The organism is Massilia sp. Leaf139 (assembly GCF_001424165.1).
Taxonomy (GTDB): domain Bacteria; phylum Pseudomonadota; class Gammaproteobacteria; order Burkholderiales; family Burkholderiaceae_D; genus Telluria.
In genome coordinates this window covers 49,963-67,316 of sequence record NZ_LMOJ01000027.1, presented here as the reverse complement: position 1 = coordinate 67,316, position 17,354 = coordinate 49,963, and the positions used below count along the sequence as shown (strand labels likewise).

The 17,354-nt window shown below is 67.4% G+C and carries 12 protein-coding genes; 10 read left to right on the top strand and 2 right to left on the bottom strand.

The genetic code is table 11. The annotated features are described in order from the left end of the window. The first annotated feature begins 195 nt into the window (after positions 1 to 195). The 6 genes from ASF77_RS22350 to ASF77_RS22325 all read left to right on the top strand — a co-directional run bounded on the left by ASF77_RS22350 (position 196) and on the right by ASF77_RS22325 (position 8,642). Positions 196 to 2,613, top strand: a complete 2,418-nt coding sequence (locus ASF77_RS22350) for an EAL domain-containing protein (protein ID WP_056345047.1) — start codon at positions 196 to 198, stop codon at positions 2,611 to 2,613. Positions 2,614 to 2,841: 228 nt separating this feature from the next. Beyond that, a complete protein-coding gene (locus tag ASF77_RS24470; RefSeq protein ID WP_056345044.1) occupies positions 2,842 to 3,768 on the top strand; it encodes a DUF4142 domain-containing protein in 927 nt (308 codons plus the stop codon). A gap of 120 nt (positions 3,769 to 3,888) precedes the next feature. Beyond that, positions 3,889 to 4,455, top strand: a complete 567-nt coding sequence (locus ASF77_RS22340; RefSeq protein ID WP_056345314.1) for a DNA-3-methyladenine glycosylase I — start codon at positions 3,889 to 3,891, stop codon at positions 4,453 to 4,455. Continuing rightward, positions 4,452 to 6,131 (top strand): FAD-dependent 5-carboxymethylaminomethyl-2-thiouridine(34) oxidoreductase MnmC, encoded by a 1,680-nt coding sequence (mnmC, locus tag ASF77_RS22335; RefSeq protein ID WP_307181971.1) that lies wholly within the window; start codon positions 4,452 to 4,454, stop codon positions 6,129 to 6,131. The genes ASF77_RS22340 and mnmC overlap by 4 nt, the downstream gene beginning before the upstream one ends. Positions 6,132 to 6,222: 91 nt before the next feature. After that, positions 6,223 to 6,939 carry a sensor histidine kinase KdpD gene (locus tag ASF77_RS22330; RefSeq protein ID WP_056345039.1) on the top strand — a complete coding sequence of 239 codons (717 nt, stop codon included), beginning with the start codon at positions 6,223 to 6,225 and terminating at the stop codon, positions 6,937 to 6,939. Continuing rightward, entirely contained in the window at positions 6,936 to 8,642 is a 1,707-nt protein-coding gene (locus tag ASF77_RS22325; RefSeq protein ID WP_056345037.1) for a tetratricopeptide repeat-containing response regulator, read from the top strand. The genes ASF77_RS22330 and ASF77_RS22325 overlap by 4 nt, the downstream gene beginning before the upstream one ends. A 218-nt stretch (positions 8,643 to 8,860) precedes the next feature. Here ASF77_RS22325 and ASF77_RS22320 read toward each other — a convergent pair whose 3' ends face one another. After that, complete coding sequence (locus ASF77_RS22320) at positions 8,861 to 12,163, bottom strand: patatin-like phospholipase family protein (protein WP_082494009.1); 3,303 nt, start codon at positions 12,161 to 12,163, stop codon at positions 8,861 to 8,863. 131 nt (positions 12,164 to 12,294) lie between these two features. After that, on the bottom strand, positions 12,295 to 12,945 hold the full coding sequence (locus ASF77_RS22315) for a PhaM family polyhydroxyalkanoate granule multifunctional regulatory protein (protein WP_056345035.1): 651 nt from the start codon (positions 12,943 to 12,945) through the stop codon (positions 12,295 to 12,297). 230 nt (positions 12,946 to 13,175) lie between these two features. Between ASF77_RS22315 and ASF77_RS22310 the strand changes: the two genes are divergently transcribed. The 4 genes from ASF77_RS22310 (at position 13,176) to ASF77_RS22295 (ending at position 17,350) form a co-directional block, all read left to right on the top strand. Further along, positions 13,176 to 14,282 carry a DUF3108 domain-containing protein gene (locus tag ASF77_RS22310; protein WP_056345032.1) on the top strand — a complete coding sequence of 369 codons (1,107 nt, stop codon included), beginning with the start codon at positions 13,176 to 13,178 and terminating at the stop codon, positions 14,280 to 14,282. Between the two features lie 2 nt (positions 14,283 to 14,284). Next, positions 14,285 to 15,028: a DUF3108 domain-containing protein gene (locus ASF77_RS22305; protein WP_056345029.1), complete on the top strand. Its 744-nt coding sequence runs from the start codon at positions 14,285 to 14,287 to the stop codon at positions 15,026 to 15,028. 233 nt (positions 15,029 to 15,261) lie between these two features. Further along, on the top strand, positions 15,262 to 16,635 hold the full coding sequence (locus ASF77_RS22300) for a hypothetical protein (RefSeq protein WP_056345028.1): 1,374 nt from the start codon (positions 15,262 to 15,264) through the stop codon (positions 16,633 to 16,635). Continuing rightward, the gene (locus tag ASF77_RS22295; protein WP_056345027.1) at positions 16,628 to 17,350 is read left to right on the top strand and encodes a hypothetical protein; all 723 of its coding nucleotides are present in this window, start codon (positions 16,628 to 16,630) and stop codon (positions 17,348 to 17,350) included. Before ASF77_RS22300 ends, ASF77_RS22295 begins: the two co-directional genes overlap by 8 nt. The last annotated feature ends 4 nt before the right edge of the window (positions 17,351 to 17,354 follow it).

The window sequence follows — 17,354 nt, the reverse complement described above, 5'->3', positions numbered from 1 at the left end:
GCTTGGCTTCGGCTCCAGGTCAAGTTGACAACGAGGACGTCCAAAAGCGTCTCAAAATTTCTACACGGAAAAATATATTTCACCTGGATTATCAGAACACCATTTAGTTCTCTCAGGTAATTACGTTAACCTGAGCGGCTCGCCGCATTCGGCGAACGGGTTGAAGGTAGGCTTGCGATCGATACGCAGCAGCACATGGACACTGACTTGAACGACATGACAACGACGGCGGATCTGGCAAGGCTGGCCGAGGAAAACACCGCCTTGATCGAAAACTCGCTCGACCTGATCGCCCTGATCGATGCAGACGGCCGGTTCCTGCGCCTGAACGCGGCCACCTTCGACATCCTTGGCTACCGGCCCGAGGAACTGGTCGGGCGCCGCTACTGCGAATTGGTAGGCGAGGAAGAAGTCGCGCGCTTCCAGGTCTTGCGCGCCGACCTGCGCGGCGGCGAATCGGCGCGGCGCGACCTGCAGCACCGCTGGCTGCGCAAGGACGGGCGGCCGGTCATCATGTCGATCTCGGTGCGCTGGTGCGCGCTCAGCCGGGTGACCTACGCGACGGCGCGCGACGTGACGGCCCAGCATGCCGCGCGCGAGGCGCTGGCCAAGCTGCAGCAACAGCAGCAGACCATGTTGGAAAGCATCGGCGACGCCTTCTTCGCCGTCGACCGCGAGTGGCGTATCACCTACGCCAACCGCAAGGCCGGCAATTTCGTCAACGTCGACGCATCGCTCGTCATCGGCCAGAACCTGCTCGAGGTCGCGCCCGACCTGCACCATTCGCCGTCGCTCGGCATGTACCGCCAGGCCATGGAGACGGGCGAAGCCTGCGCCTTCGAAACCTACTGGGAGCCGTCCGGGGTCTGGGTCGAGGTGCATGCCTATCCGAGCGAGGAGGGCCTGTCGGTGTACTTCCACGATATCACCTTCAAGCACCAGGCCGAGCAGGCGCTGAGGAAGAGCGAGCAGCGCTTCAGGAGCCTGTTCCAGCAGGCGGCCGACAGCATCATCATCGCCGACCGCGACCTCCGCATCGTCGCCGCCAACGGCCGCGCCTGCAGCAACTTCGGCTATACCGAAGAGGAATTCCTGCGCCTGCGCGTGCCCGACATCGACAGCGGGTTTACTTACACGCCAGATCTGGCCGTGGCGCTGGATGACGGCCAGACGCAGCTGCTGCGCATCAACAAGCGGCGCCGCGACGGCAGCATCTTCCCGGCCGACGTGCACATCTCGCGCTTCGAGGACGGCGGCAAGGAATTCTTTCAGGCCATCATCCGCGACGTCACCGAGCGCGAAGAGACGCAGAACCGCCTGCGCGAGCTGGCCACCCATGACACCCTGACCGGCCTGCCGAACCGCGCGCTGCTGGGCGACCGCGTGCAGCGCCTGCTCGACACCTGCCCGCATGGGGCAACGGTGGCGACGATGTTCCTCGACCTCGACCGCTTCAAGGAAGTCAACGACTCCTTCGGGCACGAGTTCGGCGACATCCTGCTGTGCGAAGTGGCGGCGCGCCTGCGCCGCGTGATCCGTCCGAGCGACGTCATCGCGCGCCTGGGCGGCGACGAATTCGTGATCGCGGCGCACTGCGCCCGCGGCAAGGATGCGGCCGAGCGCATCGGCGAAAAACTGCTCGACGTGCTGACCGCGCCGATCACCATCGCCGGCCAGGACGTGATCATCGGCGCCTCGATCGGAGTAAGCCTCTACCCGCTGGATGGCGAAAGCAAGGAGCAGCTGTTCCAGGCCGCCGACACGGCGATGTACCGCGCCAAAGCGGCGGGGCGCAACCGCTACCGCTTCTTCGAGCCGGAAATGGCCTTCGCCACGCGCGAACGCATGGCGCTGGAAACCTCGCTGCGCCCGGCCCTGGCGCGCGGCGAGTTCGAGCTGCACTATCAGCCGCGCATCGACCTGCGCGGCATGACGATGGTCGGCATGGAGGCGCTGATCCGCTGGAACCATCCGGAGCGCGGCATGGTCTCGCCGGCCCAGTTCATCCCGATCGCCGAGGAAACGGGCCTGATCGTGCCGATCGGACGCTGGGTGCTGTTCGAAGCCTGCCATCAAACGCGCCGCCTGATGGCCGAATTCGGGCGCGAGATCTGCGTCTCGGTGAACGTCTCGGCGCGCCAGCTGGCGCACCAGACCTTTGTCGGGGAAGTGCGCGAAGCGCTGGCGGCATCCGGTATTCCGCCCCATTGCCTGGAGCTGGAGCTGACCGAAAGTGCGCTGATCGCCGACATCGAGCGCACCGCGCTGATGCTGCGCGAACTGCACGAACTGGGCGTGAAGCTGGCAGTGGACGATTTCGGCACCGGCTACTCGGGCCTGGCCTACCTGCGCAGCTTCCCGATCGACGTCCTGAAGCTCGACCGCTCCTTCGTGCTCCAGGAAGACGAGCGCATCAGCGCCTTCGACTTCGTCAAGGCCTTCGTCGACATGGCCCATGCGCTGAAGCTGGCGGTGGTGGCCGAAGGCGTGGAAACGGCCGAGGTGGTCGACTTCCTGCGCTCGGCGGCCTGCGACCAGGCCCAGGGCTACCACTTCGCCCGGCCGCTGCCGCTGGCGGCCCTGCGCGCGCACCTCGCCGCCGCGGCGTCGTAAGCCTGCGGCGGGCGCGTCAACGGGCATGTCCTCTCCTGTCAATGTTGCTAAAAGGCTACCGCGCGCTGGGTTCGCGAACGCGGCGATACACTGCCGCCTGGCTCGATACTGATGCCGGTTCGCTGCCGTAGACACGGCGCTTCCGGTGCGGATACCAAAGATCCATTGAACGGGAGCGGCGCATCGGAGACGTGGTGCCGGCTCCTTCCCAACCCCCAGGAGAGCATCATGCAAAACAATAAAGCGTTGAAAGGACTGCTCGCCGTTTCGGCTGCAGCCGCCATGTTCGCCACGTTCGGCGTCCAGGCACAAACCGCCACCAGCAGCACCCAGAGCGCGGCCGATATGCAGAAGATGACCGACGCGAACCAGTCGAACATGACCGGCAAGACGGCCCGTGACGGCACCGTCAACAACACCAACAGCAAGGGCATGGAAGACCGCAGCGGCCAGGTCGGCGCGAGCCAGGCCGGCAGCACCGGTTCCAGCAGCACCAGCACCAGCGCTGACAGCACCAGCAAGGCCAGCACCGGCACCGGTACCGGCATGGGCACCAGCGCCACCGGCCACGCGACCCACCAGAGCGGCGCCGGCATGAGCGGCAGCACCGGCACCGGCGCGACCGGCATGTCGGAAACGGGCATGTCCGCTTCGGGCCAGTCGGGCACCGCGGGCGCCACTGCCGCCGGCGGCATGAAACTGAACAAGGCCGACAACAAGGCCATCATGGACATGGCGATGGTGAACATGGCCGAAGTCGAGATGGGCAAGATGGCGCAGAGCAAGAGCCAGAATGCCGAAGTGAAAACCTTCGCCCAGCAGATGATCGACGACCACACCAAGGGCCTGGCTGAAGTGCAGGCCGTGGCGCAAGCCAAGGGCGTGACCCTGCCGACCGAACTCGACGCCAAGCACAAGGCCATGGCGGCCAAGCTGGCCAAGCTCGAGGGCGAGAAATTCGACCGCGAGTACATGAAGACCGGCGGTACCGGTGGCCACAAGGAAGCATTGGCCATGCTGAACAAGAACGAGAAGAACGCCAAGGATGCCGACGTCAAGGCCCTGGCCACGAAGATGAAGCCGACGGTGGAACAGCACCTGAAGGCGGCCCAGTCGACGCCGGCGACGAAGTCGGGCACGACCTCGGGCAAATAAGCGGCTTAAATCAGCACTTTGGGCGCTGCCTGGCGGCGCCTTCAACACAATGCGCGCACCATGAGCGATCATGGCGCGCGTTTTCGTTTGGCCGGCCGCGCTGACGTATACTTCGTCTCCATGACCACCCATCGCTGCAGCTGGGCCAACCTGGCCAATCCCCGCTACCTCGACTACCACGACCACGAATGGGGCGTGCCCTGCCATGACGAGCGGCGCCTGTTCGAAATGCTCAACCTGGAAGGCGCCCAGGCCGGCCTGTCCTGGGAAACCATCCTCAACAAGCGCGAGTCTTACCGCGCCGCCTTCGACGGCTGGGATGCGGAAAAGATCGCGCGCTACGACGAGGCCAAGGTGGCCGAACTGCTGGCCAATCCCGGCATCGTGCGCAACCGTTTGAAAGTGGCGGCGGCGATCTCGAATGCGCGCGCCTACCTGGCCATGCGCGCCGCGGGGGAAACGCTCGACAGCTATCTGTGGGCCTACGTCGGCGGCCGGCCGCTGGTGGCGCAGTGGCAGGACGGCGAGCGTCCGACCAAGACGGCGCTGTCCGACCGCATCTCGAAAGACCTGGCCAAACGCGGCTTCAAGTTCGTCGGCTCGACCATCGTCTACGCCTACATGCAGGGCATCGGCATGGTCGACGACCACGATCCGCGCTGCTTCCGCCACGCGGGATCCCGGTGAGCCCAGTGAACCCGGCGCGCTTCTGGCACGGCCGCGAACGCTATACGGTGTTCGACAACCACTACGGTAACGGCGCGCGCGTGGCGGCGTTGATCGAGGCCTGGCGCAGCGACCCGGAGCGGCCGGCGCGGCTGCACATCGTGGCCTTGACCGACGGCCTGCTGCCGGGCGTGCACCGCATTCCGCAAAGCGAGGCCGGCGTCACGCTCGACCTCGTGAGCGCGCCGCTGGACGCGGCGCTGGCCCAACTGGCCGCGCGCATCGACTTCGTGCAGCTGCACGGCCTGCGCGGGCCGAACACCGGCTTTGCACGCGCGCTGGCGCGGCTGGCAGCCGTCGATGCGCGCCTCGCCTTCGACTGGCTCGAGGCCGAGCAGGTGGCGGCCCTGATGGCGCAGGGCTTCGTGTTCGAAGGCGGCACGGCACGTTTCGCCAGCCGCAAGCCGCGCCCGCTCTTGCCGCCGGTGCCCGCGCGCCAGGCAGTCGTGATCGGCGCCGGCCTGGCCGGCTGCGCGGCGGCCGAGCGCCTGTGCGCGCGCGGCTGGGAGGTGACGCTGGTCGAACGTTACCCCGAGCCCGCGCGTGGCGCCTCCGGCAACCTGGCCGGCATCTTCATGCCGCTGCTGTCAAAGGACGACAACATCCCGACGCGCCTGACGCGCGCCGCCTACCTGTACGCGCTGCGCTACTGGGACAGCCTGGGCGGCATCGGCCGGGCCATCGAAGGCGCCGCCTGCGGCGTGCTGCAGCTGGCGCGCGACGAACAGCATGCCGCCGCCTCGCGCGCGATCGCCGCTGCCGGTCACTATCCGCCTGAATTCGCCGAATGGCTGGAAGCGGAGAGGGCGAGTACGCTGCTCGGCCTGCCGGCGCCGGAGGGCGCCTGGTTGTTCCGCCAGGGCGGCTGGGCGCGTCCGGGCAGCGTCTGCGAAGCGATGCTGGCCGCCTGCGGCACGCGCCTGACGCGGCGCTTCGGCGCCGGCATCGTGAGGCTGCAGCGCAGCGGCGACGAATGGGCCGTCCTGGACGGCGCGGGCGGCACGATCGCACGCGCGGCTACCGTGATCCTGGCCGGCGGCGCCGGCGCGACGCGCCTGGCGCAGGCGGCGCGCCTGCCCTTGTCGACCCTGCGCGGTCAGGTGACGCATCTGCCTGCTGCCACGCTGCCGCAACTGCCCTTCGTGCTGTGCCGCGAAGCGTACTTGACCCCGGCGGCGGGCGGCATCGCCTGCGCCGGCGCCACCTACGACCTCGACACCGACCCGCGCCTGCGCGCGGCCAGCCAGGAGGAAAACCTGGAACGCCTGCGCGCCCTGGTGTCGCAGCCGGACGCCGGGCGCGCCGCGCCGCTGGCCGGGCGCGTGGGTTTCCGCAGCGTGGCGCCCGACCGGTTGCCGCTGGTCGGCGCGCTGCCCGATTTCGAGGCGGCGGGCAGCACCGAACGCCTGCGCGACGTGCCGCGCCATCCCGGCCTGTATGGCCTGCTGGGCTACGCTTCGCGCGGCCTGATCTGGGCGCCGCTGTGCGCGGAACTGCTGGTGTCGCGCCTGGAAAACGCTCCCCTGCCGCTGGAAATGAACCTGGTCGACGCCCTCGATCCGGCGCGCTTCGTGTTGCGCGCACGCCGCAGCGGTCGCAATTTGCCAACATCTGCGGCTGACTTGGCACATAAATAAGCGCATTGCGGCGTGTGCCGCCAAAATGTGTCGTCCGTCCAGCGTATAATTTACGCACGGCAACTTTTTGCGCCCATGGCGCCGCGCACGGATGACTCCTGTGGACGACACCGCACCTTCGCAGGATCTGCTCCTGTTCCTGGCCTCGACGGCCCACGACATGAAGAATTCGATCAGCGTGCTCTCCGGAACCCTGGAGCGCCTGCTGGTCGAGGGCGCGCCGCGCACCGACGCGGCCTATCCGCAGATGGCGCAAATGCTGTACCAGACGCGCCGCCTGAACGACAACCTGATGCAGCTGCTGGCCCTGTATAAACGGGTCGGCACGCCCGACTATCCGTTCGACGTGCAGCCGATCGAAGCCGGACAGCTGGCCGACCAGGTGGTGGCGCTGGGACGCGTGCTGCTCGATGCGAAGGGCATTGCGCTCGGCGTCGAACTCGACCGCGACCTGATCTGGCACCTGGACGAAGACCTGATCGTCGGCGTTGTCGTCCACGCCGTCAACAACGCCGTGCACTACACGCGCGACCGCATCCGGCTGGCGCTGCGCGAGCGCGATGGCCTGCTCGAGATCCGGGTCGAGGACAACGGCGCCGGCTATCCGCAGGCGCTGCTCGCTGCCGGCGCGGCAGGGCTGTCTGACACCGCCAGCGGCATCGACTTTCGCACCAACAGCGCCGGCCTGGGCCTGCATTTTTCGCGCGAAGTGGCGCGCATGCACCGCCACCGCGGCCGCGCGGGGAGCGTGCGCCTGGAAAACGGCGGGCCGCTGGGCGGCGGCTGCTTCATCCTGAGCCTGCCATGAACCTGCCCCTCGCCAGCGCCCCGGCGCAGACCAAGGCCGAGCCGATCGACTGGGCCGGCAAGAACTACCTGGTGGTCGACGATTTCATCGGCGTGCGCCAGCTGCTGCGCGAGGCCCTGCGCAGCCTGGGCGCGCGCAACATCGACCAGGCGGCCAGCGGCGGCGAGGCCATCGGCCTGCTGGCGAAGACCCGCTACGACGTGGTGCTGTGCGACTTCAACCTCGGCGACGGCAAGAACGGCCAGCAGGTACTGGAAGAAGCGCGCGTGCGCAACCTGCTGCTGCCGTCTTCCGTGTGGATGATGGTCTCGGCCGAAAAGAGCGTCGAGTCGGTGATGGGCGCGGCTGAACACCAGCCCGACGCCTATCTGGTGAAACCGATCACCGAGGGCGTGCTGCTCACGCGCCTGAACCGCGCCTGGCATCGCAAGCAGGTGTTCCGGCCGATCGACCAGGCCTATGCCGAGAAGGACTACCTGCGCGCGGCGCGCCTGTGCGACGAGCAGATCGATCATCAGGCAAACGGCGGCCGGCTACACGAGGTGGAACTGCTGCGCATGAAGGCGCGCCTGATGGAGAAGAGCGGAGAGCCGGAAAAGGCGCGAGAGGCCTACGAGCGCGTCCTGAACCAGCGCGAATACCAGTGGGCCCGCGCGGGCCTGGCCAAGATCCGCCTTGCCAACGGCGAATTCGAGCAGGCGCGCCAGATGTTCCAGGGGGTGATCGCCGAGAACCGGTACTACATCGACGCCTATGACCAGCTGGCGCTGGCCTACCAGGGCATGGGCAAGCTGGAAGAAGCCTGCTCGATCCTGGAACGCGCGGCCAAATTGTCGCCCAATTCGGTGCCGCGCCAGCGCAACCTCGGGCAGATCTGCCTGAAGCTGGGGAACGTCGGCATGGCCGAACGCGCCTTCCGCAAGTGCATCGCCATCGGCGAATACTCGGTGCGGCGCACGCCCGACGCCTACCTGGGCCTGGCGCGCGTCTGCGGCCTGAAGAACGATCCGAAGGAAGCGCAGGCGCTGCTGCTGGCGGCGCAACGGGAGTTCGGCGAAGCGCACCCCGACATGGATTTGCGCGCCAAGATCACCGAAGGCCTGGTCTGGCACGAAAGCGGCGACTATCGCCGCGCGCGCAAGGCGGGCGACGAACTCGAAGCCTTGTTGGGCGCACGCGAGGAGCGGCCCGACACGGCCACCTGCCTCGAGATGGCGACCCTGCTGTTCGCGGTCGGCGTCAAGGAAGCGCCCGTCGAGCTGCTCTGCTACGTCATCCGCAACAACCACGACAACGCGGTGCTGCTCGACGAAGTGCAGGCGATCTTCGACAAGGCGAGATTGACCGACGAAGGCGGCGACTTGATCCGCGCCTCGAAGAAGGAGGCGGCCGATCTGATGAACCAGGGCGTGCTGCTCTGGAAGACCGGCAAGCTCAAGGAGGCGGTCGAATGGATGCGCGGCGCGCGCGCCAAGCTGCCGAACAACCAGCGCATCCTGTTCAACGCGGCCCAGGTACTGATCTCGCACATGCGCGAGCGCGGCTTCGACGAAGCGCTGGCGCTGGAAGCGCACGAGGTGCTGATCCACGTGGATCGCCTGCAGCCGGGGCAGCAGCGCTTCGCGCAGTTGATGGAGCAGTTGGCGGCGCTGGCGCCGAAGGAAGAGGCAGCGGCACCCGAGGCATCCACGGCAGTAACGTAGGGGTCATTGGGGCCAATGGCCTCAATGACGGGTTCACCGGGCACCCCGTGCCCACGCGTTACGCACGTATCTTTCGGACGTTGGCACAAACGCATCGCTCCGCGGCTTCACCGGAATAAATATGCTGCACGCGTTCGCGGGTGGTACATCACTGTTCGGACTCACGGAAACGCCCGTAACGCGTGGGCACGGGGTGCCCACCCTACGGTACGCATCGGCTAACGGAATTGGTTCCGCGTTTCGTGATCTTCACTGATTGGAGAGACGGTCGGCGCCGCCGCCTCCACCCCACGCCCACCCATCAAGGCCGCGCACAGCTTGACCACATCATGCCCGCCCCTGCCCCCGCCCCCGCCCCCGCCCCCGGCCTTGGCCGATGCCGCCGCCGCCCTGGCCAGCGCCGCCTTGGTGATGTGGTAGCCGAGCGCCCGGTAGCTTTCGAACTGGGCTTCGTCGAACCACTGGTCGGCCGTGCTCTGGTGCGGGTAGGCGGGATTCGCTTTGCGGTAGTTGAGCACGTCCGCGTTCTCGAGGCCGACGATGGCCGGCTTGATGTACAGGAGCGTGCCGTCGCAGCCGTCCGGGTCGACATGGCTGTAGCGGATCGCGCCGACCGCGCAGCTGGCGCCGCACAGGCCCGTTTCCTTGATCACGTCCATCTTCGAGACGTCCAGCTCGATGCTGATGTGGAGGTCGGTGGCGCACTTGCGGATCGCATTGCCGAGGTCTTCGAAGGCCATCGCCTTGTCGCTGGCGACATCGACAGCCACCACCAGGCGGCAGCGGCGGCGCACCAGTTCATAGATGCCAAGGTTCTCGAAATGCCCGCCGTCGGAGAGGTAGACGTAGTTGGCGTCGGCATTCGTCATGCCGAACAGTTCGGCGATGAGGCTGAATAAACCGATGCCGGGTGAGGAGCGCGTCCAGCTGGGTTTTAGCGGGTTCGGGCACCAGCGCCCCAGGCGCACGTTAAACATCGTCATCAAGAAGTTCAGCGGCGGCGACGAGTGCGTGCCCATGTTCGGGCTGGCCGCCGCACCCGACAGGGCGATGGCCATTGCAAGGCGCACGGTGGCGTCGTCGTCGCCCGTGCGCGAGCCCGAGGCATATTCGCGCGTGGGCCGGTAGACGCCGCGCTGGGCGTCGCGCGGGCCGCCATTCGCTCCTTGCGCCGGCATCAGCGGCATCTCGAAACCGCAGAAGCGCGGCGTGAAGGCGAACGAGGCGGCCTTCCTGGTCTGCCAGGCCAGCTCCTCGCCGCTCACCAGGTTCAGGGCCGTGTTGACGATGTGGTAGGGGCGCTGGTTTTCCATCTCGGCCAGTTGCGGGTCGTCGCCCGGATCGAAGCCGGTGAAGGGATGCGGCTTGCGGTGCACGCTGCTGGCGCCGAAATAGGCGCGCACCAGGCGGTTCCGGTACAGCATATACAGCGAGAACTTGTTGATGTCGACCCGCCAGCCGAGCAGCAAGGCCGCGCCCAGGAAGCAGCAGAAGGCGGTCGCCAGCGTCCTGCCCTCGGTCGCCAGCGTCGCATTCGCATGGGCCGCATACACGCAGGGCAGCGAGACCGGCGACGGGCAGGCGACGCTTGGCGCGGCGACGGTCGCCTGCACCAGGCTCGAGAGCATGGCGAAGATGCCGACCGTGAAGAAGTAGGGCGCCAGGCGCGCCGCGATCTCGCGCTTGGCGCAGTTGCCCTCGCGCGAACCGGTGGCGCTGCCGCTGCCGGCCTTGAGACCGATCCAGGTCATCACCAGCCAGCCGACCGCGGTGCCGGCATTCGCGATCGGATCGTAGGTCAGCCAGGCCCAGTGCAGCAGCGGCGCGCAGAAGAAGGCGACGCCGAACATGATCAGCCAGGCCAGCGAGAAGATCGACGACCAGGCGCCTTGCCGGCTCCACCATTCGCGGCTGGCGTCGCTGTACAGGGGGCCGACCAGGCCGATCATCAGCGTCATCGTCACCGAGAACAGGGTCATCATCAGCGGCATGCCGAAGGTGCCGAGGGCGATGGCATTGTTCAGGATCGGGTGTTCCTTCGGATTGGGCAGCAGCGCCAGGCCCGCCAGCAGCAGCAGGGTGCCGGCGGCGAGCGCGCCGATGGCGCACAGGAAGTGGTTCAGGCCTTCGGACAGTTCGGCGCGCGAAATGTCCGGAATCGGCCGATGGCGGCGCAGGCGCTGCTCCAGCGCGAGCGCGCCGCCGTAGACGGCCAGCAGGCCGGTCAGCGCCGGGCAGACGCGCCAGGCCAGCAATTGCGCCATCTCGATCGAGGCCAGGTGGGCGACCGCGCCGGGCGTGAATTCGAGCGCCGCCGACAGCGACAGGCTGGCGACAAAGGCCGCGCCGGCGCCGCACAGCACATAGCCGGCGCCGCGATAGGGACTGGTGCGGTCGTGCGCCAGATACCAGCCGCTGGCCCAGACCACGAAGTAGACCAGGCCGGGTACCAGCAGCCAGCAAGCGCCCCAGCCGTGAAAGCGCGCCGGCAAACCTTCTTCCCACAGCACCGGCAGCGCGCCGCCATGGCGCCACAGGCCGATGCTGACCAGGAAGCCCGCCGCCAGCAGCGGCAGGTTGATGCAGCGTAGCACCGCGCCCTGCTGCAGCGGGAAGCGGCGCAGGCCGGTCGAACTTTCGGGCTTGCTCGAAATGCTCAGGGCGATGCAGAACACGGCGAACAGGAACAGCGCCGTGCCGGCCAGCCAGATCGCATCCGACCAGGCCGCCCAGGGCCCGCCCGGCCCGATCACGCGGTGCACGGCCCAGACGGCGAAGCGCGGCAGGATCAGCAGGGCGCACAGCCAGGCCACCAGCATGGCCAGGTTCAGGCAGGTGTTGCGCACATAGGTGCCGATCAGCGTCCAGGTGTCGGCGCTGAAGGTGCCGCTTTTGGGCGACAGGTAGTTGCTGTACTGGCGCAGGAACTGGATCTCGACCGCTTCGCTGGCCACTGCCTGGCCGGCCGCGCCGGGCGTGAGCAGCGCCTCGACGGCGGCCACGTCGCCGCGCCGTTCGCGGATGCATTTGGAGAGCCAGCCGCCGATGAAGCCGCCGCCGGAGACCGTGGACAAATAATCGAAGTCGCGCAGCAGGCGCAGTTCGGCAAGCGCCTGCAGGGCGCCGAGATTGAAGGTGGCGCTGCGCACGCCGCCGCCCGAGAGGGCAAGACCGGCCAGCTGCGCCTCGTGGGCGCGCGTGAGCAGGGTACAGGTCGCGGCCGGCTGCACGTCCTCGGGGCCGCCACTGGGCGCGTTCGGCCCCGGACGCAGCAGGCCCAGTTCGTTCTGGAAGACTTCGCCGAAGACGCTGCCGCTGACGGCGTTCAGGCGGCGCCAGGTGGCTTCGTCGAGGGGCCCGCCGCCGGGCAGGCCCTGCCCCTTGCGAAAGGCGGCAATTGCGCCGGCCAGTTCCTCCAGGCGATGGGCGCTGGGCGGCACCGGACAGCCGGCGCTCTCGAGCTTGCGCCGCACGTCGGCGACCTGCTCGGCCGTGAGACGGGAAAAATCGGTGGTGGACATGCCGTTCTCCAACATGGGAACACGGCGGCCGGATACCCCGGCCGCGTTCTCAAGTTCAGCACGGCAGGGGCGGGTGTGATGCCCGTCAAATCAACACATGGGCGCAAACACGCAGCTTCTTTGCGCCCGCATCAAGCTTTGTCGGATTTTGTTCGGGAAGGTTTCTGCGAGGAAGTGCCAGGCGTGCCACCGACATCGCCGCCGGTCGTCGCGCGCCCGGCCGGATCGGGGACGGCGCCCTCTTGCGGCTTGTCGGTGGCGCCGCCTTCGGCCGGCATGGCGCTGGCGACCGCTTGCCGGAACTGATCCTGCAACAGGTTCCACCAGGCGACGGCGGCCGCCGCGCCGGCACCGGCGCCGGCACCGGTACCGTCGGGGCCGGGCTGGGAGGTGCCGGGCGGCGGCGCGGTGCCCGCCTCCTGGGTGCCGGCGGCATTGAAGAAGGCGGAGAAGGGCGGCAGCGAAGACGTGTGTTCGCCCTGCTGGCCCATGGCCTGGGCCATGCTGTCGCTCATCGATTTCAGGGCGGCCAGGGTGCCGCGCTGCACTTCCAGCGCCTGGATCGAGGTGCGCAGCATCGACAGGTTCAGGTTCAGCCAGCTTTCCACGGCCTTCAGGTCGGTGATGCGCTTGTCGAGCTCGTCTGTCGAGAGCGCGGGCTTGCCGAGGCCGCCCGTATTCATCGCGGCCATGCCGGGCACGCCCATGCCGCCCCACAGGTTCTTCACGAATTCGAGCGTATCCGTCATGCCGGGGACATTCTGCGAGGGTGGTTTGAGCATGGAAGTCTCCGTTAGGTTGTCGTTCTAGAGCATGTACGTAGAGCGTCTAACAGAACCCCCAGGGCAAGGCGCATCGTTGAAGACAGTACGCAAGTACGGCGAGACGATGCAACGCAGCCATGGGGGTTTTGTTAGACGCTCTTAGCGTAGCAGATAAATAACACGGGTATCAATCGGCGTCACGGACGGCCGAGCGGCAAGCGTGCACGTGGGCGGGTACACTAGCGGGCATGGGTATCGTTTCCACCATCTTCCGGCCGCGCCGCGCCGTGCTGCTCGGCGCCCTGATCGTCCTCCTGCACGCCGCGCTGTTTTCCTTCATCGCCGGGACGGTCGCGTTGCCGCGCCTGCCGGCCTCGAACGGCATGGACTTCGTGCAGGCGCAGGTGCTGCCGGAACCGGCGCGGCCGGCCGTGCCGGAGCCGGAACCGCTGCCCCTGCCGAAGCCGGCGCCCCTGCCGCCGCTGCCCTTGCCGGAACTGGCTCCGGACAGTGCGCCCGTGCTGAGCGAGGAAGCCGTCGGGCCGCCCGTCGAACCAGGCGGCGGTGGAACAGGCGAGAACACTGCGCCGGCGCCGGCCACCGTGGCTGCGGCCGAACCGCCGCCCGCACCGGCCGAAGCCGCGCCGCCGGTACCGCCACCGGTGCCCGAAGCGCGCCGCTACAAGGTCGACGTGCCGCCGCCGGCCACCATCACGATGGACGTGGCCCGGGTCGACGCCGACGGCACCCGCTGGAGCGGCGAAGCCCAATTGGCCTGGATCTTCCGCGACGACAGCTACCGCATTGAATTCGAAGCCGGCATCCGCATCGTCTTCACGCGCGTGAACCTGGCCGTGCTGACCAGCGAAGGCGCGCTCGGCGCCACCGGCTTCGCCCCGGTCAAGATGACGGAAAAGCGGCGCGGGCGCGCATTGACGGCGACGCACTTCGACTGGGGGCACAATAAAATCACCTTCTCGGGCTCGCAAAAGACGGTGCCCCTGGTCGCCGGCGCGCAGGACAAGGCCAGCGTGCCGCTGCAGCTGGCGGCAATCGCACGCGGCGACCCGAACCAGCTCGCCGGCGACATCGACATCCAGGTCGGCGAAGACCGCGACGCCGTCGTGTTCCGCTTCGTCGTCGTCGGTCAGGAAGAGCTCGACACCAAACTCGGCAAGCTGCAGACCGTGCACCTGTCGCGCCCGCCGAAAGAGGGCTCCTACCGCTCGCGCCTGGACGTCTGGCTGGCCCCAGGCCGGGGCTGGTATCCAGTGCAGATTCGTAATACGGAAGCCAACGGTGCAGTGACCACGCAAACCGTGAATAATATAGCCCTTACCGATACAGGAAAATGATAATGCGAAGCAATCTTCTGAAGGGCGCTCTGTTGGCGGCCCTGCTGGCGCTGGGCGCCGGCGCCCAGGCCGCGGCACCGGCCAAGCGCGCGGTCGAGCTGCCGCCGTCGGCCGACCTGGCCTATGAACTGAACGCCCAGCAGCGCGGTTTCGGCCTGAAGGGCGAAGCGCTGATCGCCTGGCGCAGCGAGGACGGCAAATACGAGGTGAACGTGGAGGCGCGCGTGCCCCTGGTCGGCAAGCTGACCGAATACCGCAGCCACGGCACCGTCGACAGCTACGGCCTGGCCCCTGCCGAATTCTACGAAAAGCGCTACCGCAAGGATGCCACCACCACCGCCTTCAACCGCGATGCGAAATCGATCTCCTTCACCGACGCCAAGGAACCGAGCGCCTTGAAGGGCGGCGAGCAGGACCGCGCCTCGGTCACCTGGCAACTGGCCTCGGTGGCGCGCGCCGCCGGCGAGGCGAAGTTCAAGCCGGGCAGCGAATGGAGTTTCGTCGTCGCCGGCCGCCGCGACGCCGAGCCCTGGACGTTCAAGGTCGTCAAGCGAGAGAAGATCCAGACCGCAATGGGCGAACTCGATACCGTGCTGGTGACGCGCGAGCCGCGCGCGGAGGGCAAGAGCGAGGGCGTCGACATCTGGCTGGCGCCGGGGCAGGAGTGGTATCCGGTCAAACTGCGTTTTCGCGACGACGAACGCGAGACCATCGAGCAGACGGTGACCAAGATCACCAAGAAATAATTGGTGATGGACGCGTGGAGGGCGGAGCCGTCCACGCCACGGCAAGCCGTAGGGTGGACGGGTTTTCCCGTCCACGCGTCAATACGCGGCCTTGCCCAAGCTTGTGTCATTCCTGCCAACGCTCCCGCTTTCCTCTCCTAGTTGCCGGTTCTTAACTGTTATACTGCTCCCCCCGCGGAAACACGGCTGACAACACGCCGCCTCATTCCGCGCTCGCAAAACTGGTATCCCACATGATCGACATACAGGCAGGCGCGGCCCTTGCCGCGGAACCCCATGGATTGACGCAGGACGAGCCCGATCCGCTCGCCGCCCATTTCCAGCACGGTATCGCCCCGGACGAAATCGAGCAGGTCTTCCACCTCAAGCGCGCGCAGCCGATGCTGTCCGCGTTCACGGCGCTGTTCCACGGCAGCCAGGACGGCGTCCTGGTGCGCCTGCTGGTGCTGCGCGAACTGGCGGCCGACACCGGCAGCTCGGCGTTTTCGCGCGCCGACATCAACACCAAGCTCGCCTACCTGATCCCGGAAAGCCTGGAGACGGTGCTGAACCGCCTGCGCACCCATGGCCTGCTGGCCTGGGACGCACCCTCGGCCGTCTACCGCATCACGCCGCTCGCGCGCAACGTGCTGTCCGCGCTGGATACCTTGATTGCGCTGGCAAAGCCGGAAGAGGACGATGCCGAGATGGGCTTCCTGCTGTCGCAGGTGGCCGGCGCCCAGGCGGTCGGCGGCGTGACCGTCGAACAGCTGCGCCATCTGCTGGGGCGCCTGATCGAGCTGACCGAAGAATTCCGCGACGCGATCGCCTCCGGTTCCGAATTCAAGCTGCGCAATTCGCAGGCAAAGTGGCACATGGCCTGCGATTGGGTCGAGAAGGGCTCGGTCATCCTGCGCGCCATCACCCTCGATCCGAACGCCGACTCGGCGACCCATAAAGCAGCCCAGGCGATCGGCCGCGCGCAAAGCGCCTTGCTCAACATGCAGGGCATGTTCTCGCGCGCCCTGAACCAGATCGAGAGACAACGCGTGCACCTGGGCCAGTCCGGCCTGTCGACCACCGACGTCAAACGCTGGCTGCTGGCGCACGAGGATCTGGCCAGCCTGGCGGCAGATGCGATCGACCGCCCGGTGGTGCCGCTGTTCGGCACGCCGGCCGAGATGATCGACGTGGCCGAGACCGAACTCCTGACGGAACGTACCATCGTCGCCGGGCCGAAAGGCCTGCCGAGCGGCGAGGACGCACCCCTCACCATCAACGACAACCCGGCCATGCAGGCCGAACTCGACGACTGGATCAACAAGCTGGCCGATTTCGCCAACCTCGGCAACTTCCCCGAATTTTCGGAATCCGGGCCGAAGAAGGTGCAGCTGCACGAATCCCTGCTGCCGGCCGGTTTCGCCGTGGCCTCGTATCGCGCCTCGCTGCTGCCGCTGCTGGGCGACGCCGCCGAGGCCAGCCTGCAAGGCGCCACCGCCGAACTGGCGCGCCTGCCGATCCGCTTCGAGCCGACCGACGAGCTGGTGCAGTTGGACGATCCCGAAGTGGCGGCCATGTCGTTTGCAACCCTTTCATTGAATACAGAGCCGGGCCCGGAACATGAATGACGACTCCCAAATCCTGATCGCGCGTCTGCTGACGCACCAGACCCTGCGCCGCGACGACAAGATGGTCAAGCGCGCGCTGTCGGACGAACAGTTCCGCATCGAGGTCGACAAGCGCCTGCTGGAATGCGGTCTCAAATTGCTCGACAACGTCTATGCCGATCACGTGACGATCGCCCTGCACCGCAATGTCGAGCCGAAGATCTTCGGCGCCAAGGACATCTGGCAGAACAATAATTTCGGCCTGACGCGCGACGGCGTGGCGCTGCTGGTCGTGCTGTGGGCGCAGATCATCCTGCCCAAGCGCGAGCGCCAGGAAACCCACACCACGGTGGTCGACGACCAGAACGACCTGTTCGACAAAGACAGCCCGATCCCGCGCGCGGAAGACACTTCGATCGGCATCTCCTACACGGCGCTGCTGTCGGACTTCGGCGACAAGCTGGGCAAGAAGACGCGCATGGACATGAACCTGGGCCAGCTCTCGAAGCTCGGCTTCATCGAGCGCCGCGGCGACGTGATCCTGGAAGGCCCGCTGCTCGACCTCATGATGGACACCGACGTGCTCAAGGAGCGCATCATCAACGGCGCCCTGTCCGACGTGTTCAAGCGCGCGCCGCTGGCCGCCGTGCCGCGCAAGGTCGACGCCGCCAACGACGCGGCAAATGAAGCCGCAAGCGAAGCCGAGCCCGCCGATACCACCGAATCTCCGAACTGAGACA

Coding starts and splice junctions, on each gene's coding strand:
- ASF77_RS22330 (WP_056345039.1), top strand. CDS start 6,223: ATGACTCCTGTGGACGACACCGCACCTTCGCAGGATCTGCTCCTGTTC.
- ASF77_RS22350 (WP_056345047.1), top strand. CDS start 196: ATGGACACTGACTTGAACGACATGACAACGACGGCGGATCTGGCAAGG.
- ASF77_RS22310 (WP_056345032.1), top strand. CDS start 13,176: ATGGGTATCGTTTCCACCATCTTCCGGCCGCGCCGCGCCGTGCTGCTC.
- ASF77_RS22340 (WP_056345314.1), top strand. CDS start 3,889: ATGACCACCCATCGCTGCAGCTGGGCCAACCTGGCCAATCCCCGCTAC.
- ASF77_RS24470 (WP_056345044.1), top strand. CDS start 2,842: ATGCAAAACAATAAAGCGTTGAAAGGACTGCTCGCCGTTTCGGCTGCA.
- ASF77_RS22295 (WP_056345027.1), top strand. CDS start 16,628: ATGAATGACGACTCCCAAATCCTGATCGCGCGTCTGCTGACGCACCAG.
- ASF77_RS22305 (WP_056345029.1), top strand. CDS start 14,285: ATGCGAAGCAATCTTCTGAAGGGCGCTCTGTTGGCGGCCCTGCTGGCG.
- ASF77_RS22300 (WP_056345028.1), top strand. CDS start 15,262: ATGATCGACATACAGGCAGGCGCGGCCCTTGCCGCGGAACCCCATGGA.
- ASF77_RS22320 (WP_082494009.1), bottom strand. CDS start 12,163: ATGTCCACCACCGATTTTTCCCGTCTCACGGCCGAGCAGGTCGCCGAC.
- ASF77_RS22315 (WP_056345035.1), bottom strand. CDS start 12,945: ATGCTCAAACCACCCTCGCAGAATGTCCCCGGCATGACGGATACGCTC.
- ASF77_RS22325 (WP_056345037.1), top strand. CDS start 6,936: ATGAACCTGCCCCTCGCCAGCGCCCCGGCGCAGACCAAGGCCGAGCCG.